This window comes from Flaviflexus ciconiae, from assembly GCF_003971195.1.
Classification (GTDB): Bacteria; Actinomycetota; Actinomycetes; order Actinomycetales; family Actinomycetaceae; genus Flaviflexus; species Flaviflexus ciconiae.
In genome coordinates, this window is sequence record NZ_CP034593.1 from 1,607,326 (window position 1) to 1,632,874 (window position 25,549).

The window sequence follows — 25,549 nt, forward strand, 5'->3', positions numbered from 1 at the left end:
TCACAGGGTTTCAGTTAGCCCGGGGCCGCCGGGTGCTGATAAAGTCATGAATTGCGCCCCGGTAGCTCAGGGGATAGAGCGTCTGCCTCCGGAGCAGAAGGTCGTAGGTTCGAATCCTATCCGGGGCACCAGCCCCACGGCCCTGGTCACCGCACGAAACTGCGAGGATCAGGGCCGTTCGCATGTCACGGCTCCTGCGCCTGCTTGTCTCGGTTCTCAATCAACTCTTTGGCGAGGGATGGCCGGTCGGTAATGATTCCGTCGGCACCCATGTCGAGGATCTCGATCATGTCCTTCACTTCGTTGATCGTCCAGATATGAACGGCAAGTCCGTGACCGTGAGCAATGTCGATCAGCTTCTTACTAAGAATCCGCACCCCGTGGAAATTCATTGGCATCTGCACACACGCCGCACCGTCACTCGGTCCAGGCACAGCCTTCATGACCAAGTCACTCAGGAAGCTCGGAAGGATTGATGCCAGGACAAGGCGGGCAACTCCGCTTGTCCCGAGGCTCGTTGCCACTCCGGGTACGGCTGTGCGGATTCTGCGAAGCCTCTTTTCGGAGAAGGAGGCTACCAGTACCTGATCGAGATAGTCGCTGCATCGCAGGAGCTCAATCATGGGTTCTACCGTGCCATCGACCTTTGCATCGATATTGAAGTCAATGTCCGGGAAACCATCGAGGGCAGCTTTGACCGTCATGGGCGCATGTCCCGACTCGTCTCGAAGCTGACTGACCTCGGCCCAAGAAACCTGTGAGATTTCGCCGGAACCATTCGTCGTGCGGTCGAGTAGCGGATCGTGAATCAGGATAAGCACACCGTCGGATGTGGTTTGGGCATCGGTTTCAATGTAGTTAAAACCCTGAGCCCTCATACCCTCAAACGCTTGAACGGAGTTTTCCGGATACTCGTCGGCGCCGCCCCGGTGCGCGAGGACAATCGGCTTATCTGTACGCTTCCACGATCTCATGAACCTATTGTCCCATCAGCGCAAAGAGTTCACGACCGATCGGGTGGTTCGATGGTGAGCTAGGAGCAGAGCTCAGAAAGATCAACCGCACCGCGCTCGCTCAGGAAGCCAAGCGGGTTGACCGTGGTTCCCTCTTCATCGGTGTGAATCTCGAGATGAAGGTGCGGGCCGGTCGACCGTCCGTTGCTACCGACATCAGCAATGTGCTGACCAACCTCAACCTGCTCCCCCTCGGTGACGTGCAGACCGTCGTCATACATGTGGACGTACCAGGACCAGAACACTTCACCATTCACGTCGTGCTTGATGATGATGAGATTCGAGGACCGACCATCCTTACCAACGCCAACATATTCGACCGTACCCTCGGCAATCGCGTAGATCGGAGTTCCGGCCTCTGCAGCAAAGTCCGAACCAAGGTGGTTGTGATATCCCCCGCCGAACGGGCTCACACGCCATCCATACCCAGACGAGAGACGGTAGTCGTTTTCCTTCACCGGCATGACCAAAGCATCCTTCGCGGGTGCCCTTAATGCATCAACCATGCCGTTAGCAGATTCAGCCGTCTGGCACACCGCGAGCTCAGCCTCAGCATCAGCAGCAACCTCACGTGCGCCCCGAAGCCGATCAATGCTCGAAGCATCCGCACTCGCAGCTAGCGAGGAAGGAACGGAGACATCGGTAACGGGTGCTTCGCCAAGCGACGAGGTCACCGGAACATGGGCGGTTACGGCGGCAGCCGACTGGCCGGTTCCAGAAATAACGGTGGCAACACCGAGGCCGGCAAACACCGACGAGGTGGCGGCCACAACGGCGCGTGCCCTCATTTGACGCTTGGCTACAGTCCGCTCAGCATTCCTGGCCTTGCGAACTTCACCGCGGGAAACGACCGAAGTATCTGGCATCTCAACCGCGGCAAGCTTTTCTGTCGGACTCTCTTCAGTGACCAGCGCGGGCTCGTAGGTGATCTCCGGGGTAACAGCAACGGGCTGTTCACCGACAAGATCAGCCTGCTCGTCAGCACTCATTGGGGAGACCGGCTCGGCAACAGTCGGGTCAGGCTCATCTACCTGGTCATTATTCTGGGCAACAGACTGCAGGGGTCCTTCGGCAAGCCCGGGAACGGTCGGCGCGAATTGCTCCGCCTCCGCACGTGGAACTTCTTCACCCGCAACCGAAGCGGCGGCAGGCTCGTTTGCTGAGACCAGGGCGGGCTGATCGACCAGCGTCGACCTGGCCTCTTCTACCTTGTTCGCACTGGCGGCGGCGAGCCTGCGAGCTCTCCTGCGTCCGACAAAAACGGGCTCTTCGGCCAGAGCCGGGGCACTTGGCACAGGGTTTTTGGCGTTATCGGGCACGGCAGGCGCCGACTCTTCAGCGACGACTAGCTCGACCGGCACCGGGGCAGAATGCTTTCCCACGGACTCACTCTCACATCGATAACAACAGGTAACGAATAGATAACGTTACCAGACAAATGATATCGAGTTTTGTGGCAGTCAGCACCCGCCTCTCACCACGGAAATTCGGCTGTTCTTATTCACGCATCGCGCTGCATCGAGTCCCGGACCTCTCCTACCAGCTCTTCGAGGATGTCTTCGAGGAATAGCACGCCCATGGAACCACCGTTCACATCTTTAACTTCCACAAGGTGAATTCCGTCACGTTTCATGATGGCTAAAGCGGATTCGACTTCGTCTCCGCCCGGCAGGCACGCCATGGTACGGATCTTGAAGGGCGCCACCGGCATATCGCGCGACGCTCCGACCACGCCGATGATGTCTTTCAGGTGGAGGTATCCGACGAAGTCCCCGTTGTTTGCCTTCACAACAAAGCGGGAGTACCCGGTTCGGGCTACCAGTTCTTCGAGATCAGCCGGGGTGGTTTCAGTGCCTACCGTGAACACTTCGTCGCGAGGCACCATGACCTCCGCAACGGTCAGGTCGGAAAACTCGAGCACGCCGGACAGTAGGCCGATCTCATCTTCAAGAACACCGGCCCGTTGCGAGGTCTCAACAATTGACGCGACCTCGTCTGCGGTAAAGGCAGAGGCGACCTCGTCCTTCGGCTCAAGTCCGAACAGTTTGATGATGTGGTTGGCAAGCCAGTTAAGCGAAACAACAATTGGTTTGAAGATCCGCGTGATCAGAACGAGCGGCGGCGCAAGAATCAGAGCCGCCTTCTCGGGAACGGTCACGGCCAGATTCTTTGGAACCATTTCACCGATGACGACGTGCAGGTAGACGACCACGACGAGGGCAATAACGAAGGCCACGGAATGTGCTGCGGCACTCGGTATTCCAAGCGATTCGAAGGGCCCAATCAGGGCGGAGGCGATCGCCGGTTCGGCAACCGCACCAAGGGACGTGGAACAGAGCGTCACGCCGAGCTGGCAGGAGGCCAGCATGAGGGTGACGTTTTCGAGCGCCCACAGCACTGTCTTCGCCGACTTTGATCCCGCATCGGCCAGCGGCTCAATCCGGGACCTGCGTGCGGACATGACCGCGAACTCGGCGCCAACGAAGAACGCGTTGAGCGCGAGGAGGACCAAACCAACTATGAGGGCGGTTGTCGTGCTCATTCTGTCGCCTCCGTGTTGAGGGCGCGGGCTCTGATAGAGACGACACGTCGGCCTTCCAGCTTCTCAACGGTGAGGGAGACGCCGTCGCTTTCGACCGTGTCCCCCACCTCGGGCAGGCGGCCCAGCTCGGTCATGATGTAACCGGCAAGCGTTTCGAAGGGTCCGTCGTCGGGAACGTTAATTCCGGCTTCGCGGGCAAGCTCATCGGGCCGCATATCGCCGGGAATCAACCAACCGTCTGCTGAAAACCGCGCGCGGAGCCTGCGCGGATCGTGCTCGTCGGCAACCTCGCCCACGATTTCTTCGACGCAGTCTTCGAGGGTCACGATCCCGGAGGTGCCTCCGTATTCGTCGAGCACCACCGCCATCTGCCCCGTGTCGCGCAGCTGAACGAGGAGGGGTGCAAGAGCCACCGTCTCGGGAACTCTCTCCACCTCTTTCATGAGGGATGAGGAAGTAACGGGAACATCGGCTCGCCTCTCGAACGGAATCGAGATCGCGCTCCGCAGGTTCACGAAGCCGCGAATGTCATCCAGGTCGTCGCCAACAACGGGGAACCGGGAGAACCCGGTCTTCCTAGCTAGCGAAATAACATCAGCTGCGCTGGCCTTGTGGTCGATCCACTCAACGCGTCCCCGGTCCGTCATGACATCCACAGCGGTGAGGCGGCCAATACCAATGGAGCGCGTAAGCAAACGCGCGGTTGAGATATCGAGGGTTCCCATGTTCGCGCTACGCCGGACAAGGGCCACGAGCTCGGTCGCTGAACGAGCACCGGAAAGCTCCTCCGCCGGCTCAATTCCAAACTTGCGGATAATCCAGTTCGCCGACGAATTAAGGCCGACGATAATGGGCCGTAGCAAGGCCGTGAACATACCCTGGATTGGTGCAACGACGCCGGCCGTGGACAGCGGATCCGCGAGCGCCATGTTCTTCGGAATCAGCTCACCGAAGAGCATCGAGAACAGGTTGATGACGATCAGGGAGATAACGACCGCGAGGCCGATTGCGGCTGCCTGCGCCATGCCCGCCGACTGGAGTGGTCCTTCAAAGAGGTTTGCAAGGGCCTGCTGGGAGGTGTATCCCAGCAGGATTGTCGTCAGGGTAATGCCGACCTGCGCGGACGAGAGCTCGAGAGAAAGCTTCTTCAGGCCCTTGAGGGCAGCTGCGGCTCGCCGGTCACCGTCCTCAGCCTTCTTCTCAATCGTTCCGGGGTCCAGGGCAACAAGGGAGAACTCGGCTGCGACGAAAACAGCCGTTCCGGCAGTCAGAACTACGCCGAACACGAGGAGGAGTATGTCCATAGTGACTTGATGCTACCGTGCCCTGGCGCCCTACCGGGTGCGTTACGGGCACTTACGAGCAACATTGGCCCACGTCACTCCCCGTGGACCGGCCCCGTGCTGTGGCACCGGCCGTGATAACCAGTCAAAGTCGCTCCACGGCTTCTTCTCGGCAAACCACGTCCCACGCTGGCGCAGAAGCTATCTCGCTCCCACCGCCGGGCTCTCAAGTTCAGGATTGCGCGCTCACTCGCTCTCCTCTGTAAACGCCCCGCACGAGGCACTCCATGCAGAACAGAATGTGGCATTTGTGTGGATCTCGTGAGACTCAATCATGACCGGCTCTTGACGGTGCCTCAAAAACCAATCCTGAGGAGCGGAAAACCGAGTCAATTTCGCGCTCCAATGGGTGGTCTGCGACAGAGGTCACCTAAACTGGATACGTTCCGCTGTTCATACACCTCGAAAGTAGGGCGACTAAAAGTGTCCGACAATAGCAGACGACCGGACGAGGACTTCGGCGCTAATCAATGGTTCATCGACGAGCTATACGCCAATTACCTCCAGGATCGTACGGCCGTACAGCCGCAGTGGCGCGAGCTGTTCCGGCGTTGGGAGAGGGAAGGTCGCAAGGCAAGCGTTCCGGCCCAGCCATCTCCCGAGTCCCAGGCGAGCGAATCCGCTCCCAAGGAGACCGCACCCAAGGCAAGCGCTTCCGCTCGCAGGGCTCAGCAGGAGCCCGACAATAGGAAGTCCGCTTCCGACCAGTCCCAGGTCCGATCGGACCTGCCGCCGGCTCCGCCGGTGGTCGCCACTCCCGCCACAACCCCCTATGCAGAGACATATGATCTCGCTCCAGCGGATGATGAGGGTGCGGATTCGACAACGAAGTTGCGCGGCGCAGCGGCCCGCACCGTCACGAACATGGAGAGCTCGCTCGGGATCCCCGTCGCAACCTCGGTTCGTGCCGTTCCCGCGAAGGTCCTGTTCGAGAACCGCGCGGTGATCAACACCCACCTGAAGAACAGTCGCGGCGGCAAGGTGTCGTTCACCCACCTCATCGGTTACGCCATGGTCGAGGCCCTCGTCGAGGTACCCGACATGAACAAGGCGTATTCGCAGACCGAGGACGGTAAGCCGGCGGTGCACGAGCCCGCACACGTCAACTTTGGTCTGGCTATCGACCTTCCGAAGCCCGATGGTTCCCGCACCCTTGTCGTTCCCTCGGTTAAGGCCGCGGAGACCATGGACTTCGTTCAGTTCTGGAGCGCCTACGAGGAGCTGGTCTCGAAGGCCCGCGACAATAAGCTCGGGGTCGAGGACTTCCAGGGGACCACGGCGACACTGACAAACCCGGGTGGCATCGGAACCGTTCACTCGATCCCCCGTCTCATGAACGGCCAGGGAACGATTGTTGGCGTTGGCGCCATGACCTACCCGGCGGAGTTCGCCGGGTCATCCGACCGGGCTCTAGCTCGCCTGGGGGTCTCCCGCGTCGTCACCCTGACGTCCACCTACGATCACAGGATCATCCAGGGCGCCGCCTCCGGCGAGTTCCTGCGTGCACTCGAAGAGAAGCTCACCGGGCGGGACGGATTCTACGACCGCGTCTTCACGGCGCTCCATGTTCCTTACGAGCCGGTCCGCTGGCAGAAGGACATCGAGTACGACGCGAAGCGCGAGATGGGTAAGCCAGCTCGTATTGCCGAGCTCATCCACGCCTACCGTTCCCGCGGCCACCTCATTGCCGACACGGATCCGCTGGCCTACCGCAACAGGCGACACCCGGACCTCGACATCACCCGGTACGGGCTAACCCTGTGGGATCTGGACCGGTCGTTCCCGACCGGCGGCTTTGCCGGCACCTCGCATCTGCTCCTGCGGGAAATCATCGACCAGCTCCGCGAATCGTACTGCCGCAACGTCGGCATCGAGTACATGCACATTCAGGATCCGGCGCAGCGCGAATGGTTCCAGGCGCGCCTCGAGCGGCCCCACACCGAACTAACCAGCGAGGACCGCCTTCAGATCCTCAAGAAGCTCAACGAAGCCGAGGCTTTCGAAACGTTCCTTCAGACGAAGTACGTCGGCCAGAAGCGCTTCTCCCTCGAGGGTGGCGAGTCCCTTATCCCGCTTCTCGACGCAATCCTTGACTCGGCGGCCGACTCCGGTCTCGAAGAGGTCGCGATCGCCATGGCGCACCGCGGCCGACTCAACGTGCTCACCAACATCGCGGGCAAGTCCTACCGTCAGGTCTTCACCGAGTTCGACGGCACCCAGGATCCCCGTTCCGTGCAGGGCACGGGCGACGTGAAGTACCACCTCGGCACGGAGGGCACGTACACGGCCCGCTCCGGTTCCACCACCGAGGTTTACCTGGCAGCCAACCCGTCGCACCTGGAAGCAGCAGACGGCGTTCTCGAGGGCGTTGTCCGCGCCAAGCAGGACCGCATCGACCTCGGTGAGGAAGGCTTCTCCGTCCTCCCGATCCTCATTCACGGCGACGCCGCCTTCTCCGGCCAGGGCGTTGTCACCGAGACGCTGAACTACAGCCAGCTGCGCGGCTACCGCACGGGCGGCACGGTTCACATCATCGTCAACAACCAGATCGGGTTCACGACCTCACCGGCTTCCGGCAGGTCCTCCTACTACCCGACCGATATCGCCAAGGGCCTGCAGCTCCCGATCTTCCACGTCAACGGTGATGATCCGGAAGCTGTCACCGAGGTGGCACGCCTCGCCTACGAATACCGGGAGACGTTCAACAAGGACGTCATCATCGATATGGTCTGCTACCGCAAGCGCGGACACAACGAGGGCGACGATCCGTCGATGACCCAGCCGGTCATGTACGGCCTTATCGAGTCGAAGCGCACCCCGCGTCAGCTCTACACCGAGTCGCTTCTCGGCCGCGGCGCCCTCACCGACGCCCAGGTCGAAGAGCTCGAAACCGACTTCCACAACATCCTCTCGGCAGCCTTCGACGAGGTGCGCGAATCGGAGAAGGAAACCGGTTACGGCTACCCGCACGTCGACACCGTCGCGGGACTCGAACTGCCGACCTCCCAGCAGGAGGATGCTGGCACGATTGTTGGATGGACGTCGGCAACCAGCCCCGAAATCATCGCCCGAATCGGCGAAGCACACGTCCGTGCACCGGAGGGCTTCACCGTTCACCCGAAGATCGAGCAGCTCTTCGAACGCCGCAACAAGATGGCGTACGAGGGCGGCATCGACTGGGGCTTCGCCGAGCTCATTGCCTTCGGCTCCCTCCTGATCGAGCAGACCCCGGTCCGCATGTCCGGCCAGGATTCCCGCCGCGGCACCTTCGTTCAACGTCACGCCACGGCACACGACCTGACGACGGGCGCCGAGTGGACACCGCTCCGTCACCTGACCGAAGACCAGGCGAAGCTCTGGATCTACGACTCATCCCTGTCGGAGTTCGCTGTTCTCGGCTTCGAATACGGCTACTCGGTGGAACGCCCAGATGCTCTCGTTCTCTGGGAAGCGCAGTTCGGGGACTTCGCCAACGGCGCCCAGACCATCATCGACGAATTCGTGTCCTCCGCCGAGCAGAAGTGGAACCAGAGCTCGTCACTCGTCATGCTTCTGCCCCACGGCTACGAGGGCCAGGGACCGGACCACTCTTCCGCAAGGATCGAGCGCTTCCTCCAGCTGTGCGCCGACGACAACATGATCGTCATCCAGCCGTCGACACCGGCAAACTACTTCCACGCCCTGCGCACCCAGGCCTACAGCCGCCCGCGGAAGCCGCTGATCGTCATGACCCCGAAGCAGCTTCTGCGTCGCAAGGCCGCCAAGTCCGGCATCGAGGACTTCACCGCAGGCGGCTTCAAGCCCGTTATTGGCGAGGTCGACCAGAACCTGGATCCGAACGCGGTTAACCGGGTCATCATGTGCTCCGGCCGCGTCTACTACGACCTGGCCGAGCAGCGGGAAAAGCGTGGGGACACCCAGACCGCAATCATCCGCGTCGAGCAGTTCTACCCGGCACCGACCGAGGAGATCAAGGAAGCCATCGCCCCGTACGGCGATGCCGAACTGGTCTGGCTCCAGGACGAGCCGGCGAACCAGGGTGGATGGCCATTCCTGGCGCTCAACGTGTTCCCGGAGGTTGGCCCCGTCCGCCTCATCTCACGCCCCGCCGCCGCATCCCCCGCCACGGGCCTCTCGGTCCGCCACGTTGCGGAAGCCAAGGAACTGATGGACAAGGCGTTCACACGCTAGCCCATTCAGTGGCTAGACCAGCAGTTTAGTTTGACACTCCGCCGGCAGCCCACGGGCTGCCGGCGGTTCCTTGTGAGAGACTTGGGAAGGTGAGCACAGACGAATTTAGGATCATGGTCGTCGGCGACGAGATTGTCGCCGGGCGCGGCGATGCCCGCGCCATGGGATGGACGGGACGCGTCTTCGCACGCACCGACTCCCCTATCCCCCTCACCTCCATGGTCCTACCCATCCCCGGAGAGGATTCGCAGCAGCTAGCTGCCCGCTGGGAGGGAGAGGTCGTACCGCGCCTATCCCCCGAGGCCGACAACCGACTCGTCGTCGGCATGGGTTCCCACGACATTGACCATGGAATCTCGCTTGTCCGGGCCCGGCTCAATCTGGCGAACATTCTGGATCAGGCAACCCGCCATCACATCTCAGCCTTTGTTGTTGGGCCGCCACCCCGCCCAGACGTCCCGGAAAAGCAGATGAGCGAACTGTCAAACGCATACCGCGATGTTGCCGACCGACGCGGAGTCACGTTCGTTGACACGTACCATCCGCTTGCGTCCCACGATCAGTGGCAGACAGACATGGCTCAGCCCGGTTCCTACACGCCCCAGCAGGCCGGCTACGGCTTGCTTGCCTGGCTCGTGTTGCACAACGGCTGGCATCACTGGCTGGGCCTCACCGCTTAGCCGCGTACAAGTACGCTTCCGGCATCGGGCCCTATGAGTCACGATTCCATCTTCGCGCTGGGATCCTTCCTTACCGGCTGTTTGGAATCATTGGGAGCTACAGGCCAAAAGCTGTCTCGCACTGATCCCGCACTCCTGGAACAGACACCGCTGAGGATTGGAAAGGGCGGCCGAGACTCTGCTCGACCGCCCTGAGTTCTGGTGCTGGCTTGTTTCAGTCCGCTTGGTTACCTACTTCGTTTCCAGCGAGGACTGGTGCCCGGTTTCGGTTGCAAGGAAGATAAGAAAGATCCTTGAGAGCGTCCGCCATACGTGGGACTTGGCGACTTCGATATTGTTCTTGAGGAGCTCGACGAGGTTCATTTCGAGTCCACCTTCGAGGTGCTCGAACTCGGCCTTCCGACAGTCCCTGCCCGTATCGAGATCCCCTGCCGCCCATGCGGCCGATTCCTTACGGCACAGGTCCCTCATGGCCTCCAGGCCGTCGTAGTGGGGCTTGTCTGCAAGCAGGTTGCCATGATCGGCGAGGAACGCATCCCGGTCGTCTTCGAATGTGCGGCGGCGGGCGCCGCGGGAGTACACGTCGAGGCTCATGAGTGCGCCGTGCGCGAGGGATTCCTGCCCGATTTCCTGAAAGTGTTCCCGAACGAACTCGCCAAACTCGCCTTCGCGGACGGCCTTGATGAAGTCCTCATCACCGTTCCACATGTCCATCATGAGGCCCCAGACGCGGGCACGCTGCTGGGAAATACGCGAAATTCTCCCAGCGAACTCGGGAACAGGTGTCGACAACTTCTCTCCTTCACGCCCTAAAACCACGGTATGGATCGAGGGGCTTAGATTCGGCTTGGTATGCACATGGCCGCACCCCGTAATCGGGGAACGGCCATGCACCACACTACTTATGCGTTTGGACGCTTACCGTGATTGGCTGCCTTCTTGCGGCGATCCTTGCGCTTACGACCACGACGTGACATGGTTCCTCCTCAGTTAAACAACATCAGACATTCTACCATGGCGGAGGTTTGCCCCCTATATGCGAATGCGGCAGACCACAGTGATATCAGCGACGTGTCAGCCCGGTGACCTTCGCCCGCAGGGATTCCGGGGCGGACTCGGTGCAGGAACGGCGGATGACTTCCCGCATGTGCTTTTCGGCTTCCGTCGCCTCGGTGCAATCGGGACAGGACTCGGCGTGGGCCTTCAGCCTGCCCATCTCGTCTTCTTCCATCTCCTTGTCGAGGAGCTCGAAAAGGTGGTCACGTACTTCTTCGCAGGTGCATTCGGGAATGTCGGCGCCCAGTTCACGGGCAACATCATCTATGTTCTTCATACCTTCTCCGTGGCGTATCCTCGGTCGGCAGCGTACTGAGCCAGGAGCTCCCTGAGCTGGGAGCGGCCCCGGTGGAGCCGGGACATGACTGTTCCGAGCGGGATCTCGAGGATCGCGGCGATTTCCTTGTAGGCAAATCCTTCGACGTCAGCCAGATACACCGCCATGCGGCGGTCCTCCGGGAGCGCCGCGAGCGCTTCCTTGATTTCTTCGTCCGGCAGGGCGCTCATGGCCTCGGTTTCAGCGCTCCGCATCCCCCGCGACTCATGGGTGGATGCTTCGAGCATCTGCCAGTCTTCCAGCTCGCCAGCGTCGTACTTCTGCGGCTCTCGCTGCTTTTTCCGGTAGGAGGAGATGAATGTGTTGTTGAGGATCCGATACATCCATGCTTTGAGGTTCGTCCCGGCTTTGAACTGGTGGAAGGAGCTGTACGCCTTCGCATACGTTTCCTGGACGAGGTCCTCGGCGTCAGCCGGATTCCTGGTAAGCCTCATCGCGGCACCGTACAGCTGATCGAGGAAGGGGATCGCGTCGCGCTCAAAACGCTCGCGCCTCTCCTCCTCGGTCTCTTCGCCCGGTGCCCGGGTAACGTCCTCTGTCATTCTCCCCATACTACCTTTATTGGTTCACTGGGGTGAACGGCAAAGAGTTTCTAAACATTCCCGTATTCGACACCGTCACGCCACGCGCGTAACTCCGCGCCGTCAATAAGCACACCCGTCAGGGGCCTACCGGGGGCCGGATAGGCCGGTGGATCAATGTTGATAGCCCTGGCGGGGGCAAGCATCGTGGCCCGTGCAAGCACTCGTGGATCCACCCCATAGTCGAGGAGCTTAATGACTTGCCTTGCGAGTGTGGAGGCGCCTCCCGCGATCGTGTCGGTGCCGGTGAGCTTCGCCGTGCCGTCAACCATGGTGACGGCTAGTCCGCCGAGAACGTAGTCGCCGTTCGGCATCGCCGCACATGCGAGAGCGTCGGTGACAAGGGCGGCACCCGGTTCGACCGGATCATCAAGATAGTTGAGACAGTCGGCTACTAGCTCGGTTGCCACATGCACGCCGTCGCCGATGATCTCGACCACGAGGTCACCGTATTTCGCTGCGTCCATGAGTTCCCGGACGGGGCCGGGGAACCGGTGGTTGAGGGGCGGCATAGCGTTAAACAGGTGGGTGGCTGTTTGGGCCGGGCGGAGCCCTCCCGCGATCTTCGAGGTAGCCGACACTGCCTCGGAGGTCTGCCGGGAGGACGCCGCCGTGTGGCCCCATGAGGGGACGGCACCGTGCTGAAGGAGAAGCTGTGCCGCTTCCACGGAACGCTCCCTCTCGGGAGCGATGGTCATTGTTTTAATCCAGCCGCGCCCGGCCTCGAGCCAGGTAGCCAGCTCGTCGAGGTTGATGTCGCGAATGGCGGCGGGGTTTTGGGCGCCCGCCTTCTCGTGGCTCACGTAGGGGCCTTCGAGATGAATGCCGATCAGGAGCCCGTCGTCGCAGGCATCGGCCAGTGCCTTGATTGCGGGTAGGGGGTCGAGTGCGGAGACAAGGGATGCGATGAGATGGGTGGTGCCCTCGTGGGCGTGGGTGCGGGCCGCACGTTCGATTGATTCGCGGTCGTTGTCGTCGGGGAACGACGCGCCACCACCGCCGTGACAGTGAATGTCGACAAAGCCGGGGAAGAAGTACGGGCCGCGGAGTTCTTCCGTCGGGGGTGCAACATTTCGTACCACCCCGTCTTCGAGCGTGATGCTCGATCCGATGATGTGCCCCGCAGCATCAAGCACGGTGGCGTTAATCTTTTCCACGACACTACCCTTTCTCAATTCGGCCGGTCTATCTATTAGTCATTTGCTGGCCTGGTGGCCACTATTCCCGTGACCGGGTGGCCACTGTTCGGCTGGCCTTGCGGCCTCTGCCCAGCTGATAAGCCAGCGTCTCTGGTCCGCCTTCGAGCTATTCACTCGTCATGAATAGCTCTCTGTCCGCATCTTTGCGTTTCCCGTTCAGCTGTGGTGGTCTGTTTAGATTCGTTGACCTGTTTCAATTTGTTGGCCAGCTCAGGTCTTGCAGCCTGTTCTGACTTCGTGGCCGGTTGTGATCTTTGGTGTTTGGTATTTCGGGAGAGGCGGGCCGGCACGCACGGAGTGATCGTGTCGGCCCGCGGTCTCCTTAGAGCTGTTCGAGCGTACGGTAGTAGTCGAGCAGTTCGAGGCGGGAGGCGGCCGCCTCGTCGATGTAGACGGTGACATCAACGTGGTGCTGCAACACGGTGGCGGGCCAGAGTTGGCTGACCGCGCCTTCGATGAGTTGCTCGACTGCTTCCGCCTTATCGGTCCCGAAGGCCAGGAGCACGATCTTCTTTGCCGACATGATGGTGCCGAGCCCCTGGGTGACGCAGAAGGTCGGGACACGATCCATATCGTTGTCGAAGAAGCGAGCGTTAGCCTCGCGGGTGGAGGCGGTCAGGACATCCACGTGGGTCCTGGAGGCGAGACCACCGCCCGGTTCGTTGAAGCCGATGTGGCCGTTGCGACCGAGTCCGAGAATCTGAATGTCAACGCCGGGGGCGATTGCCGCATCGTATTCCTTGGCGGCTACCTTCGGGTCTTCGGCTCCACCGTCGGGCGTGTGGAGGTCTGCTTCGAAGAGGCCCACTCCCCCATCTTTAACAAGTTCGGTGTGGAGCACGTTGAAGTAGCGTTCGGGATGATCTGCGGGGATGCCAACGTATTCGTCGAGCGCCCACGCCGAGCTTCCCGCCATGGAGAAGTCTCCCGCGGCGTGAGCTTCCCGCAGGGCCTTGTACAGCCCGAGGGGCGTTGAGCCCGTTGCGACGCCAAGCCTCATGCCGGGCGTATAACCGTCGATGATTTGCTGAGCTGCGATCTTCGACAGCTCCTCGGCGTTCTCGCGAATAATGATCCGCATGTACTACTCCTTGCCAGTTTCCAGTGCCTGGACAAACCAGGATGTGATCGATGTTGGGTGGGTGATTCCCGTGCCGACAACCACCGACCACGCACCGGCATCGAGCGCGGAGCGAGCCTGGTCGGGAGTGTGGACCCGGCCCTCACACAGTACCGGTCGATCGAACTGCTCGACCATCTGACGGAGCAATTCCAGGTCAGGTCCCGCTGTCTTTTCCCTCTCACCCGTGTACCCGGACAGGGTTGTGGAGAGAATGTCGGAGCCGGCCTCGTAGGCCATCTCGGCATCGCCAATCGAGCCGCAATCCGCCATGACCACAATGCCTTCATCGTGCAGGGCAGCAACGGTTTCCGCGTATGTCCTACCGTCGGGGCGGGGCCGGCGGGTGGCGTCGATGGCGACGATATCAGCCCCCGCCATCGAGCATGCACGGGCGTGGCGGAGGGTCGGGGTGATGTACACACCCTCGGAGCCCTCTTTCCACAGGCCGATAATGGGGACCGATACCTGGCCTTTGATGGCGGAGATGTCGGCAAGCCCCTGGCAGCGGATAGCTGCTGCGCCGCCGAGTTCGGCGGCCAAAGCGATCTGTGCCATGGTGCGCGGATCCCTCATCGGCTCGCCCGGATATGCCTGGACGGAGACGACCAGACGGTTCTTCATTGATTCAAGCATTCTTGACCTTCGCGTAGGCTGCCGCACCAATCAGGGGAGCTTCATCACCGAGCTCACCTTTCACCAGCGGCGTCTTGTTCACGGGGTCCATGATGGCGGCGGCGAAGCCACAGCGCAGAGCCTGCCACCATGGATCTACCGCTCGACTCACGGATCCCGTGACAACAATGATCCCAGGATCAAGGGCGTTCGTCAGCGAGCCGATGACTTCACCGAGGGCAAATCCGCCGTCATGCAGGACCTTGAGGGCCGGGCTCTTCCTATCGATGGCCTCCTGGTCCATTTCCGGACCGGACCGATGTTCGCCGGTTGCCCGCTCATAGGCCGCCGCCATGCCGCTGCCCGAGGCAATGGCCTCAATGTGGCCGAAGCGGCCGCACGAGCATTCAATGTTTGCGGCTGCGCCGTGGCTGATGTGGCCAACGTGGCCAGCCACTCCGTGCTCACCGATCATGGGCTTGCCGTCCACGACGAAGGCCCCACCGATGCCGGTGCCTACCGCGACCGTGAGGGACGATGGGTAGCCTTTGGCAACCCCGTAGGTGGCCTCTCCCACGCCGTGGGCGTGCACGTCCCCGAGGGCCGTAACGGGCACATCAAGGGCGGTGCCGAGCTCGGCGGCTATGTTGGTTCCCGCCCAGTTCGGGATGAGGTCGGTTGCCGAGGTGACGACACCGTCGACAATGACTCCGGCAGAGGCCACGGCGACATCCGTGACGCCGTCGTAGCTCTGCGCGAGCCGGATGATGGCCGGCATGATCTCGTCTTCACCGGGGCCGGGTGCCGTCTCAATAGACTGCATTTCAGTGACGGCTCCGCCGTCGACAAGCCCCGCCCGGATCTTTGTTCCGCCGATATCGATCGACAGAGTGCTCATGATGCTTGCAGTCCGTTCCGGTCGAGGATCTCCGCAACGGCATCGATCTCGGCCCCCGCGAGCCTGCGAACAGGCTCCGGCATCTGGTTCGTCTCGATAACACCGAGCAGATTCAGTGCCGTCTTGAATGCGCCCACGCCCGCGCCGTAGCCGACGAGGTTCTGGGCTGCCCCAACGATGGTCATGAGGTCGGCGAGACGATCCTGTTCGGCGCGTACCGCGTTCCAGTCGCCCGCCTGGTAGGCATTCCACTGCCGCACATAGCCGGCCGGGTCGACGTTGCCGAGACCCGGGACAGAGCCGTCCGCACCGGACATGTACGCGCCGTCGACAACCACCTCGTGGCCGGTGAGCAGCGACATCTTGTTCGTGGCCTTGCGGTTTGCGAGCGTGAGGGCACGGAAGGACACGTCGTCACCGGAGGAGTCCTTGACCCCTTGGATCACGCCGTCTTCGGCAAGGCGGAGAAGCAGTGCCGGGGGCAGCTTGACGCCGTTGACGCAGACCGGGATGTCGTACGCAAAGATCGGCAGGTCAGTTGCCCTGCGCAGCGCGCGGAAGTGCTCCTCGACCTGGTCGACGCCACCAAGCGCGTAGAACGGTGCGGTTGCGACGATCGCGTCGGCTCCGAGCTTCTCTGCTACGCGGACGTGCTGGAGGACGCGGGCGTACTGGGTGTCGATAACACCCGCGAGGACCGGGACGCGGCCGGCGGTGATGCGGATAGCGGATTCGAGGATCTGCTCGCGTTCCGCATCGGCGGTGAAGGCTGCTTCACCCGAGGAGCCAAGAATGAACAGGCCGTGCACGCCCGCTTCGAGCATCCGGTTGATGTTGCGCTCCGAAGACGCCTCATCGTAGCGACGGTCCTCGGTGAGGGGTGTGATAACCGGAGGTACGACACCGGTGATGGTAGATGACATGTCACTTTCCTTAGGAAGCGGGGTGCAGCAGGGAGGGCGCTGCGCCGAGAAGGGTCTTGGTGTAGGAGTGTTGCGGGTTGGCGAGAACGTCGGAGGCTGGGCCTTCTTCGACGACCTTGCCGGCATTCATGACCGCAATGCGGTCGGAGATGTATCGGACGGTTTGGATGTCGTGCGAAATGAAGACCATGCCGAGGCCCAGCTCGGCCTTAAGGTCCGCCAGCAGGTTGAGGATCTGGGCACGGACGGAGACGTCGAGAGCCGACGTCGGTTCGTCCGCGATGATCGCATCGGGTTTGATGGCGAGGGCGCGGGCGATAGCGACGCGCTGACGCTGACCGCCGGACAGCTGGCCCGGAAGAGCATCCATGACGGAGTCGGGCAGGCCAACCATGGAGATCAGGTCACGGACCCTTGCCTCCCGATCTCCCTTCGTTCCGACCTTGTGGACGCGGAGCGGGTCAATGAGCTGTTCCTTGACGACCATGCGTGCGTTCAGTGCTGTGGCGGGGTCCTGGAAGACAACGGAGACGACGCGGCCAATCCTGCGGCGCTGGGCGGCGGACCGCTTCGTCACCTCCTCGCCCTTGAAGAACACGCTTCCCGCGGTGGGCAGCTGGAGGCCGCACATGACGTTCGCCGTTGTGGACTTGCCACAGCCGGACTCGCCGACAATACCGAGGGTCTGGCCGGACACGACCGACATGTCAACACCTGCGACGGCGTGGACCTTGTTCGGATTGAACAGGGAACCGGTGCGGGTCTTGAACGTGACGTGCACGTCCTTGAGCTCAATGATGGGGTTCTGCTCAGGCATTACTTTTCACCTTCTCCTAGCTCGTCCCTACGCTCGTCATCAGTGCCGTAGGCGGCGGGCCTCATGGCTTCCTCCGCGAGCATCGACTGGTCCTTTCCATCCTCGCGTTCGAGAACGGCGGTTGCGGCGGCTGCGTGCTTCGCGCCTTCCGGAAGTGCGGCGTAGTAGTGGTCCGTTCCGGGCACCTGGGTGCGGACCGGCTTGATGTCCAAGCCAACGTCCGGGTGGGAGGAACGGGGTGCGAAGCGGTCGCCCGCCGGGAAGTCCTTCGGGGACGGAACCGTACCGGGCACCTGGTGGAGGCGGCCCTTGCCGGATTCGATCGAGAGGACGGAACCGAGGAGTCCGCGGGTGTACTCGTGGATCGGGTTCGTGAGAAGCTCCGAAGTCGGGGCCTGCTCAACAACCTGGCCGGCGTACATGACCGTGATCGAGTGCGCCACCTCGGCAACGAGTGCCAGGTCATGCGACACGAACACCATGGCGAAGCCAAGCTTGTTGCGAAGCTCGTTCAGCAACTCGATGACCTGCTTCTGGACGGTGACGTCCAGGGCAGTGGTCGGCTCGTCCGCAATGATGAGCTTCGGGTCGCGGGTCAGTGCCATGGCGATGAGGACGCGCTGGCGCTGGCCACCGGACAGTTCGTGGGGGTACGACTCGAGGGTGCGCTTCGGGTCGAGGCCCACAAGCTCGAGAAGTTCCTCCGCCGTGCGGGTGCCGCCGCGCTTCGTCATCTGCTTCATCTGAGCGGAGATCAGCATCGCCGGGTTGAGGGACGACAGGGCGTCCTGGTAGATCATGGCAAGCTCGTGGCCGAGCAGCGACTGACGTTCCTTCGCCGGCATGGCAAGCAGGTCGCGGCCCTGGTAGAGGATCTCGCCCGACAGCTGAGCCCGTTCATCTATCAGGCCCATGATCGTCAGCGCGGTGATCGACTTACCACAGCCGGATTCACCAACAAGACCCATGGTTTCGCCCGAGTGGACGGTGAAGGACACGTTGTCGACAACGGCGACGTCGCCGTGGCGCGGGAACCTGATCGACAGGTTCTTCACCTCGAGGAGCGGCTGACCTTCGGCCTTCTTGATGAAGCGGTCGGATCGGTCGGCCTCGACAGCATGGAGGGCATCCAGTCGGGCCTGGAGGGAATCCTTCTGCGCTTCGTGGGCTGCGACGGGGTCGATGAGGAGGCGGTCTGCTTCGCGCTCAACATCGGAGCGGGGCTTGTCCTGGATGGCGCCCTTGGGGGCGGCAACCATGGCATCGGTGATGCCCTCGGACAGGATGTTGAGGCAGAGGACCGTGATCATGATGGCGATGCCCGGGAAGAGGGCCTGCCACCACTCGCCACGGAGAACACCGGGCTGTGCGGCCGAGAGGACGTTACCCCACGTGGGAACCATTGTTTCCTGAAGCCCGGCACCAATGAAGGTAAGGGACGCTTCGAGGATGATCGCATCGGCAACGAGGACGGTTGCGAACACGAGGACCGGGGCCGCGGTGTTGCGGACGACGTGGCGGATCAGGATCCAAGGTGCACGTGCACCGGAAACGACAACCGCGTTGACGTAGTCCTCACCGTAGGCGCTCATGACGTTCGCGCGAACGATACGGGTGAGCTGCGGGGTGTAAACGAAGGCAATGGCGGCAACGATGACGTAGGTCAGGCGCTCCGGGTGCGCCGGGTCCTGGAAGACAACGACGGTAACGGCGACGAGGGCGATGCCGGGGATGGACATGATGACGTCCATGACCCTCATGATGACCTCGGACAGCCACTTGCGGACAACGGCGGCAATCGAACCGATAATTGCACCGGCGAGCAGAGCTACCAGGGTGGAGAACAGGCCAACGAGAAGGGAGGCGCGGCCACCGTAGAGCAGGCGGGACAGGACGTCACGGCCCACGTGGTCGGTTCCGAAGAGATGCTCGGCACTCGGCGGCTGTGCCTTGTAGAAGACTTCTTCCGGCGGGTGCGGGGCCAGCAAGGGCGCAAATATCGCGCTCAGCGCAACGAGGATGAGGACAATGATCGCAATGCGCGATCCCCAGTTCATCCGGGAGAAGCCGCGCAGCTTGATGCCGGGCTTCGACAGCTTATTCGTCAGGTTTTTACGCATGGGTTACACCGCCCTAATCCGGGGATTGATGAGGACATAGAGGACGTCGACGACGATGTTCACGATGATGAAGGCAACGGCGACGACGAGGGTTGCACCCTGGACGACCATGACCCAGTTGTTCGTGATCCCGTCGATAAGAACGCGTCCCATGCCGTTGATCGAGAAGATAATTTCAATGACGACCGCGCCACCCATGAGGTAGCCGACTCGCAGGCCAAGAACCGTGACGGGCGTGATCAGCGCGTTGCGCAGGACGTTGCGGCCAACGACGACGGGCTTGGGGATGCCGGCACCGAGTGCGGTACGGACATAGTCGCGGTCCAGTTCCTCAACCATGGAGGTACGGACAACGCGGGTCATCTGGCCAATGACGGGGACGGCGAGCGCAAGGGCCGGGAGCAGCATGCGCAGGAGCCATCCGCCAGGGTCCTCGGAGAAGGCCGGCAGGGCACCGGATACGGGAAGGATTCCCATGAAGATGAGGACCAGCATGATGGCAAGCCAGAAAGACGGGGTTGCGAGGCAGGCAACCGATACGACGCGGATGACCTGGTCAACCCATTTGTCGCGGTAGATGGCGGCGAGAACGCCGAGGGGGAACGCCACGATCACGGCGAGGAAAAGGCCGAAGAACGTGAGTCCAAGAGTGGTGGGGAGCGCGGCAAAGACCTTGTCGGAAACGAGGTTGCCGGTGCCGACACCGTAGGTGCCGAGGTCGCCTTGAACCATACCGACGAGATAGTTCCAGTACTGGACGATCAGCGGGTCGTACAGTCCGTTCTCGATGCGGTAGTTTTCGAGCTGCTCGGGCGTTGCGTTTTCTCCGAAGGCCACATATGCGGGGTCGATCGGCGAGAGCGCCATGATGAAGAAGACGAGAAGCGTTACACCCAGCACCATGAGCGGGAGGGCTAGGAGTCTTCGTCCAATGAGCCGAATAAGGTTGTTCACAGCATTGTGCCTTTGCTTTTCTGGGCTTTCTGGAGGGCATGACAAAGGAGGGGCGAGTCAACCGGGGGTCGTCTCACCCCTCCTATGTCGATGGAGTATGCCGCGGAAAGTAGGTACCGCGACCGGATGCGTACTACTTGGTGGTCACGCCGACCAGCTCGATACCGGTCGTGGCAATGGGCTCGACTCCCTCAAGCTCATCGGCGTTGTAGGCGGTGATCATGGTGCGGTGGAACAGCGGGTAGATCGGGACCTCGCGGGAGATCAGATCCTGGGCTTCGTTCCACTTCTCCTGCTGCTCGTCGCCGGAAAGCTGGACCGCGTCAAGGACGAGGGTCTGCAGCTCTTCGAAGGACTCCATGTCGGACTCCTGCCAGAAGGAACGCTGCGTGGTCCAGATGTTGTCACCGAACCACCAGTTGATGAGGAGGGCCGGGTCCTGACCAAAGACCGACGGGTCACCGGGGGCAAGAGCAACGTCAAACGTCGGGTCATCAACGTCGAGGTTGTTCGAGTAGAGCGATGCAGACGCCTCGGCCTGGACGCTGACGGTAATGCCAACGGCCTCAAGGTCGGTACGGATCTGCGGGGAAAGGTTCTCGATCCAGGGGTGGTCGGTCGTCAGAAGCGTGATCGACAGATCCTCGGCTCCGGCCTCGGCAAGGAGCTCACGCGCCTTCTCCGGGTCGTAGTCGAACTGGACCTCAGCCTCGTTGTAGTTCGGGTGCGACTCGGGCAGGAAGGAAGTCGCGGGGACAGCCTTGCCCGACATGGCGTTCGCAACGAGCTTCTCGGTGTCAATCGCGTAGAAGAATGCCTGGCGGACCAGCGGGTCATCGAACGGAGCCTTGCTCGTGTTGAAGAGCATGAACGGCAGGTTGAAGCCGGGCTTCTCTTCGACGGTCAGGCCGGCGCTCTCGAGGAGCTCAACGTTCTCAGCGGGAACGTTCTCCATGACCTGGATGGTGCCGTCCTGTGCGGCGGTGGTGCGAGCGGTGTCGTCCTTGAGGACCGACCAAACCATGCGTTCGCCACCGGCCGGGTATGCGCCGTTGTAGTGCTCGTTCGGAACTGCGATGACCTCGGTGTCCGAGATCGTCTCGTACTTCCAGGGGCCCGAACCAATCGGCATTGAGGTCAGATCCTCATCCGTTGCATCGGCGGGAACGATCTTGACGACCGCGATACGCTCCTTGACGAGCGAGAACGGGTACTTGGTGGTGATGGTGACCGTCTGGTCATCCTTCGCCTCGACCGACTCGATGAAGTCCAGCATCGTGGCGTAAATGTTGCCCTCGGCGGTCGAACGCTCAAACGAGGTTACGACATCCTCGGACGTAATGTCGGTGCCGTCAGAGAACTTAGCACCATCGCGGAGAGTCACCTCGTACTCGGTGTCAGACACCTCGACGAGCCCCTCATCGGCCGCGAGGGCAGCATAGGTCGTGTAGTCCTCCATGTGGAACTCGTACAGGCCCTCGACAACATGCCAGTTGGTGCCCATCGCGAGTGCCGATGACGTGTTCGACGGGTGGTAGTTGGTGGTTTCGTAAGCCACGCCAACCGTGATGTCGCCCGAGGGGGCGCCGTCACCACCGGTGTCGCCACCGTTGTCGGATGTGTCGTTCGAACCGTTTGTATCTTCGGTGGGATCGTCGCCACCCCCGCCACCACAGGCGGAAAGACCAAGCGCAAGTGCTGCGGTCAGGGCAACGAGGCTCTTGCCGCGTGCTCTTTTCATAACTGATTCCTCTCCGTTGAGAATTCGTCAGACGTCTGTTCAGCGATCTGATGACAATAAGGTACGTTGTCTGACAAGCTAATGCAAGCCATTTGGTTAATTTCCCGTGTCTCAATCGGGTAAATGGCCGAAATTACGTGCGAAAATCACCGCGAAGCAAGGCCAACCTTTCCGCGAATGCACAAGGAAGGGTGGATGTTTGACCGGTCCTGCCCTACACTATCATCAGTTGTCTGTTGAATTTATGGGAGGTGTCATGTTTGTTCGGCCTAGGTGTGACATACTCGCCCGGATCGAGGCCGGAGCATACGGCAAGCGCCTCCTTATCCTCTGCCACGGAGTAACGGACAGTGCCGCCTCCCTCGATGAGCTGATCGACCGCTTCTCCCCCACCCACCGGATTGTCGCCTTCGACAGCCTCGGGCACGGGCATTCCCCCTCCTTCACGGGAGAGACCCTGGCGGACCCGATCGAAGCGGCGCGGCTGGCGCTCGAACAATCGATCGCTCCCCTCGTAGCAAAGTACGGCCGTGCAATTGCCGTTGGACACTCGATGGGAGCCGCTCTCCTGTCCCGCGCGGCAGCCGATCATCCCGAGTGGTTTACCGGCCTAATCCTCGAGGACCCGGCTTGGCTCACCACCGAGCAAGCCGCCCGCTACCGAGCAAACGGACCGGCCGAGGCTAAGCGAATCGGCGACATGGTCGGCAGAGAACGAGAAACGATCGACACGATCGACGTGGACTATCCCCTCTGGCCCAGGACAGAACTGGCCGGCTGGCTCCAAGCCAAGCTCAACGTCGATCTCGACTTCGTCGCTACCGGCGCCGTTGGCTACATCGAACCATGGCAGACGTGGCTCGGGGACCTGACCGTCCCCACGCTCGTGCTGTCCTCGGATGGTGACGACACCCTCCTGAATAGAGACGGACTCCGTCTCATCGATTCTTTGGCCAATCCCGCGCTGACAACGATGTTCGTGCCGGGGCTACGCCACACCATGAGGCGGGACAACCCGGCCGCCTTCCACCAGGCGGTCGATCCCGTCATCGCCCGCTGGACCGAGGAGCATCCATGACCTTCATTCATCCCGAACTACGCCCGCCACTCGAAGCACCCTGGTCCCCAGAGTGGGACCTGGCGCTCACCCGCGCCAGGAACGAAAACACCTTCGCGGACCAAAACGTAGCCGTTTCGGGAACCGCTCTTCACGTGAGTCGTGCCGGAGAAATGGAGATAAGAGTCTGGCGGCCAACGGACAACCAGCCCACATTCCTTATCTACGCAATCCACGGTGGCGGATACACGGCGGGCCGGGCACGGTACGACGACCAGCGCAACGCAGAGATGGCACTCGAATTCAATGCGGTCGTCGTTTCCCCCGACTATCGGCTCGCACCCGAGCATCCCTTCCCCACACCGCCGGAGGACTGCCTGTCGGGCCTCACCTGGGCAATTCAGCAGTTCCCGGACCTTCCCATCTTCCTATACGGCGACTCGGCAGGATCGGGCCTGGTGGAAACGGTGGCCGCCTGGCACCTCGACAACGACGGGAGGGCCCTCGCCGGCCTCATCTGCCTAGAGCCAGCCCTCGACCCGCTTGCCGGAACCCGTTCCATGACAACCTACGCAAACGGGCCAATGTGGTCCCACGAGAAAGCGCTCCGCTCCTGGGAGTGCTACCTTGGCGGACAACACCATTCCGAACTACCCCGCCTCATCGACCGAGTCGAGAGCGAGAACTTCCCGCCAATTCTCGTATTCGTTAACCCCGTCGATCCCCTCAGAGACGAGGGAATCGAATGGGCGCTGGCGCTCGCTGACGTGGGGGCGAAGATCGAACTGCATCTCATGCAGGGCACCTACCACAGCGCCCTGTCGATCTCCGGGACCCGGACGTGGCGTCGAGTTCAAAACACAATCCACGACTTTATCGATATATTCCACTTATCAGACAACCGCGCCGCTGACCCTGCCGGCACAGAGAGCTAGACGAGGCACCAACACATGGTCAAAAGCATGTCTCCCAACGACAGATACGACAGAGCCGCGAAGCTCGCACACCTCATGCCCGAATCCCGGCGCGAAGGGACGCTGAGCCAGTCGAGCCGGGCCGAAGCGACGATGGATGTCATCGAGCAGTACATCATCTCCAAGGGGCTTAAACCGGGCGATCCCCTTCCCACCGAAGCCCGCCTGTGCGAAGACCTGGGCGTATCCCGCTCCTCGGTCCGCGAAGCATTCCGCCAGCTTCAGGCACTCGACATTGTCGCCGTCCACCAGGGCCGCGGCACCTTTGTGTCCGACATGAGTCTCCGGCCGCTCGTCAAATCTCTCGTTATCCGCGCTTCCCTGGGGACCGATAACTTCACCTCCCTCAAGGAAGTTGTGGAGATCCGCGAAGTCCTCGACGTGGGCCTGGCTCGCAAAATCGTGGAGTCCATGGAGGGTACCCGCCACGAGGAACTGCACAGCATCACCGACGTCATGATCGCAAAGGCCGAACGTGGAGAATCGTTCCCGGATGAGGACATCGCGTTCCACCGCGGACTCATGCAGTCCGTTGGTAACGCGCTTGTCGAGCAGCTCATGAGCGCCATGTGGATCATTCACATGGCGGTGCTCCCGGACCTGCCGGCAGGCGACCAGACCTCCATGATTGCCACAGCCCGCGCCCACCGCGACATGCTTCTAGCTTCCGAAGCAGGAGATGTTGAAGGCTACGAAGCCGCGGTTGATGCCCACTACGCACCGCTTCTGCGCACCCTCGGAAATCTCCCCTCTCAGCAGAATTGACGTTTCCGGTTTAATTTTGGGCGGGTCTAGTAAAGAATAGACTCATGAGTATCATCACAGCACTTGCCCGCCCGTTCCTGGCGGTTCCCTTCATCGCCTCCGGTGTGGACGCCGTCCGTAACCCCAAAGATCACATCGAAACCGTCGAAAGAGTTAACCCGACCCTCGAACAGCTCGGAGTGGGTCCACTCGACCCCGGAACAATCTCTGTTCTGACCCGCGTTGTCGGCGGTGTCCGCATCGCTGCCGGTGTCGGGATGGCAATCGGTAAGAAGCCCCGCGTTGCTGCCCTGACCCTCGCCGCCACCGAAGTTGGCCTCGCGGCCGTTAAGAACCCCGTGTGGCTCTCCGAGGGGGAAGAGCGCAAGCAGCACATGGCCGGACTTGTCGGCTCCCTCGGCCTCATCGGCGGCGCCCTTGCCGTCGCTGGCGACCGCCGCGGCAAGCCCTCGCTCGGTTGGAAGCTTGAAAATCACCGCAGCCACAAGGATGACCTCAACGCGCTGGCCGACAGCTACGAGGACCGCCTCGATGAGCAAAAGGCTAAACTGGAAGAAAAGATCGCCAAGACCAAGGAGAAGGCAAAGTCCTGACCTCAGATTCTTCCCACCTCGACCCGTGGC

Annotated in this window: 23 protein-coding genes and 1 tRNA gene; 7 read left to right on the forward strand and 17 right to left on the reverse strand. The window is 61.6% G+C overall.

The features are described 5' to 3' along the window. Positions 1-55 precede the first annotated feature (55 nt). Positions 56-131 (forward strand) — tRNA-Arg (locus tag EJ997_RS07040). Positions 132-185: 54 nt separating this feature from the next. On the opposite strand, the gene EJ997_RS07045 is transcribed toward EJ997_RS07040, so the two are convergent. The 4 genes from EJ997_RS07045 to EJ997_RS07060 all read right to left on the reverse strand — a co-directional run bounded on the left by EJ997_RS07045 (position 186) and on the right by EJ997_RS07060 (position 4,859). Further along, a complete protein-coding gene (locus EJ997_RS07045) occupies positions 186-974 on the reverse strand; it encodes a glycerophosphodiester phosphodiesterase (RefSeq protein ID WP_126703927.1) in 789 nt (262 codons plus the stop codon). A gap of 59 nt (positions 975-1,033) precedes the next feature. Next, the gene (locus tag EJ997_RS07050; protein WP_126703928.1) at positions 1,034-2,395 is read right to left on the reverse strand and encodes a M23 family metallopeptidase; all 1,362 of its coding nucleotides are present in this window, start codon (positions 2,393-2,395) and stop codon (positions 1,034-1,036) included. Positions 2,396-2,514: 119 nt separating this feature from the next. Then, a complete protein-coding gene (locus EJ997_RS07055) occupies positions 2,515-3,555 on the reverse strand; it encodes a hemolysin family protein (RefSeq protein ID WP_126703929.1) in 1,041 nt (346 codons plus the stop codon). Next, positions 3,552-4,859: a hemolysin family protein gene (locus tag EJ997_RS07060; protein WP_126703930.1), complete on the reverse strand. Its 1,308-nt coding sequence runs from the start codon at positions 4,857-4,859 to the stop codon at positions 3,552-3,554. Before EJ997_RS07060 ends, EJ997_RS07055 begins: the two co-directional genes overlap by 4 nt. A 462-nt stretch (positions 4,860-5,321) precedes the next feature. On the opposite strand from EJ997_RS07060, the gene EJ997_RS07065 reads away from it, so the two are divergent. Beyond that, positions 5,322-9,089, forward strand: a complete 3,768-nt coding sequence (locus EJ997_RS07065; RefSeq protein ID WP_228201416.1) for a multifunctional oxoglutarate decarboxylase/oxoglutarate dehydrogenase thiamine pyrophosphate-binding subunit/dihydrolipoyllysine-residue succinyltransferase subunit — start codon at positions 5,322-5,324, stop codon at positions 9,087-9,089. Between the two features lie 89 nt (positions 9,090-9,178). Then, on the forward strand, positions 9,179-9,769 hold the full coding sequence (locus EJ997_RS07070) for a GDSL-type esterase/lipase family protein (protein WP_323052602.1): 591 nt from the start codon (positions 9,179-9,181) through the stop codon (positions 9,767-9,769). Positions 9,770-10,000: 231 nt separating this feature from the next. Here the strand turns inward: EJ997_RS07070 and EJ997_RS07075 are convergent, their stop codons facing one another. The 13 genes from EJ997_RS07075 to EJ997_RS07130 all read right to left on the reverse strand — a co-directional run bounded on the left by EJ997_RS07075 (position 10,001) and on the right by EJ997_RS07130 (position 22,130). Further along, the gene (locus EJ997_RS07075; RefSeq protein ID WP_126703932.1) at positions 10,001-10,561 is read right to left on the reverse strand and encodes a hypothetical protein; all 561 of its coding nucleotides are present in this window, start codon (positions 10,559-10,561) and stop codon (positions 10,001-10,003) included. Positions 10,562-10,671: 110 nt separating this feature from the next. Then, complete coding sequence (locus EJ997_RS14080) at positions 10,672-10,746, reverse strand: 50S ribosomal protein bL37 (RefSeq protein ID WP_407644345.1); 75 nt, start codon at positions 10,744-10,746, stop codon at positions 10,672-10,674. An 86-nt stretch (positions 10,747-10,832) separates the two neighbouring features. Continuing rightward, complete coding sequence (gene rsrA / locus EJ997_RS07080; protein WP_126703933.1) at positions 10,833-11,102, reverse strand: mycothiol system anti-sigma-R factor; 270 nt, start codon at positions 11,100-11,102, stop codon at positions 10,833-10,835. Then, positions 11,099-11,704, reverse strand: a complete 606-nt coding sequence (locus EJ997_RS07085) for a sigma-70 family RNA polymerase sigma factor (RefSeq protein WP_126703934.1) — start codon at positions 11,702-11,704, stop codon at positions 11,099-11,101. The genes rsrA and EJ997_RS07085 overlap by 4 nt, the downstream gene beginning before the upstream one ends. A gap of 50 nt (positions 11,705-11,754) precedes the next feature. Beyond that, positions 11,755-12,900, reverse strand: a complete 1,146-nt coding sequence (locus EJ997_RS07090; protein ID WP_164719859.1) for an N-acetylglucosamine-6-phosphate deacetylase — start codon at positions 12,898-12,900, stop codon at positions 11,755-11,757. A 364-nt stretch (positions 12,901-13,264) separates the two neighbouring features. After that, positions 13,265-14,023, reverse strand: coding sequence for a glucosamine-6-phosphate deaminase (locus tag EJ997_RS07095; protein WP_126703936.1), 759 nt, complete (start codon positions 14,021-14,023; stop codon positions 13,265-13,267). Between the two features lie 3 nt (positions 14,024-14,026). Then, the gene (locus EJ997_RS07100; protein WP_126703937.1) at positions 14,027-14,698 is read right to left on the reverse strand and encodes an N-acetylmannosamine-6-phosphate 2-epimerase; all 672 of its coding nucleotides are present in this window, start codon (positions 14,696-14,698) and stop codon (positions 14,027-14,029) included. Further along, entirely contained in the window at positions 14,691-15,575 is an 885-nt protein-coding gene (locus EJ997_RS07105; protein ID WP_228201417.1) for an ROK family protein, read from the reverse strand. The genes EJ997_RS07100 and EJ997_RS07105 overlap by 8 nt, the downstream gene beginning before the upstream one ends. Beyond that, positions 15,572-16,498 carry a dihydrodipicolinate synthase family protein gene (locus tag EJ997_RS07110; protein WP_126703938.1) on the reverse strand — a complete coding sequence of 309 codons (927 nt, stop codon included), beginning with the start codon at positions 16,496-16,498 and terminating at the stop codon, positions 15,572-15,574. The genes EJ997_RS07105 and EJ997_RS07110 overlap by 4 nt, the downstream gene beginning before the upstream one ends. Before the next feature lie 10 nt (positions 16,499-16,508). Beyond that, positions 16,509-17,315 carry an ABC transporter ATP-binding protein gene (locus EJ997_RS07115; protein ID WP_126703939.1) on the reverse strand — a complete coding sequence of 269 codons (807 nt, stop codon included), beginning with the start codon at positions 17,313-17,315 and terminating at the stop codon, positions 16,509-16,511. After that, positions 17,315-19,435: a dipeptide/oligopeptide/nickel ABC transporter permease/ATP-binding protein gene (locus EJ997_RS07120; RefSeq protein WP_126703940.1), complete on the reverse strand. Its 2,121-nt coding sequence runs from the start codon at positions 19,433-19,435 to the stop codon at positions 17,315-17,317. Before EJ997_RS07120 ends, EJ997_RS07115 begins: the two co-directional genes overlap by 1 nt. A 3-nt stretch (positions 19,436-19,438) precedes the next feature. Then, a complete protein-coding gene (locus EJ997_RS07125; protein ID WP_126703941.1) occupies positions 19,439-20,389 on the reverse strand; it encodes an ABC transporter permease in 951 nt (316 codons plus the stop codon). Positions 20,390-20,522: 133 nt separating this feature from the next. Beyond that, entirely contained in the window at positions 20,523-22,130 is a 1,608-nt protein-coding gene (locus EJ997_RS07130) for an ABC transporter substrate-binding protein (protein ID WP_126703942.1), read from the reverse strand. Positions 22,131-22,359: 229 nt separating this feature from the next. Between EJ997_RS07130 and EJ997_RS07135 the strand changes: the two genes are divergently transcribed. The 4 genes from EJ997_RS07135 to EJ997_RS07150 are packed head-to-tail and all read left to right on the forward strand — an operon-like array spanning position 22,360 to position 25,519. Continuing rightward, positions 22,360-23,208 (forward strand): alpha/beta fold hydrolase, encoded by an 849-nt coding sequence (locus EJ997_RS07135; RefSeq protein WP_126703943.1) that lies wholly within the window; start codon positions 22,360-22,362, stop codon positions 23,206-23,208. Then, positions 23,205-24,122 carry an alpha/beta hydrolase fold domain-containing protein gene (locus EJ997_RS07140; RefSeq protein ID WP_126703944.1) on the forward strand — a complete coding sequence of 306 codons (918 nt, stop codon included), beginning with the start codon at positions 23,205-23,207 and terminating at the stop codon, positions 24,120-24,122. Before EJ997_RS07135 ends, EJ997_RS07140 begins: the two co-directional genes overlap by 4 nt. A 27-nt stretch (positions 24,123-24,149) precedes the next feature. Further along, the gene (locus EJ997_RS07145; protein ID WP_228201418.1) at positions 24,150-24,926 is read left to right on the forward strand and encodes a FadR/GntR family transcriptional regulator; all 777 of its coding nucleotides are present in this window, start codon (positions 24,150-24,152) and stop codon (positions 24,924-24,926) included. A gap of 44 nt (positions 24,927-24,970) precedes the next feature. Next, on the forward strand, positions 24,971-25,519 hold the full coding sequence (locus EJ997_RS07150) for a DoxX family protein (protein ID WP_126703945.1): 549 nt from the start codon (positions 24,971-24,973) through the stop codon (positions 25,517-25,519). The last annotated feature ends 30 nt before the right edge of the window (positions 25,520-25,549 follow it).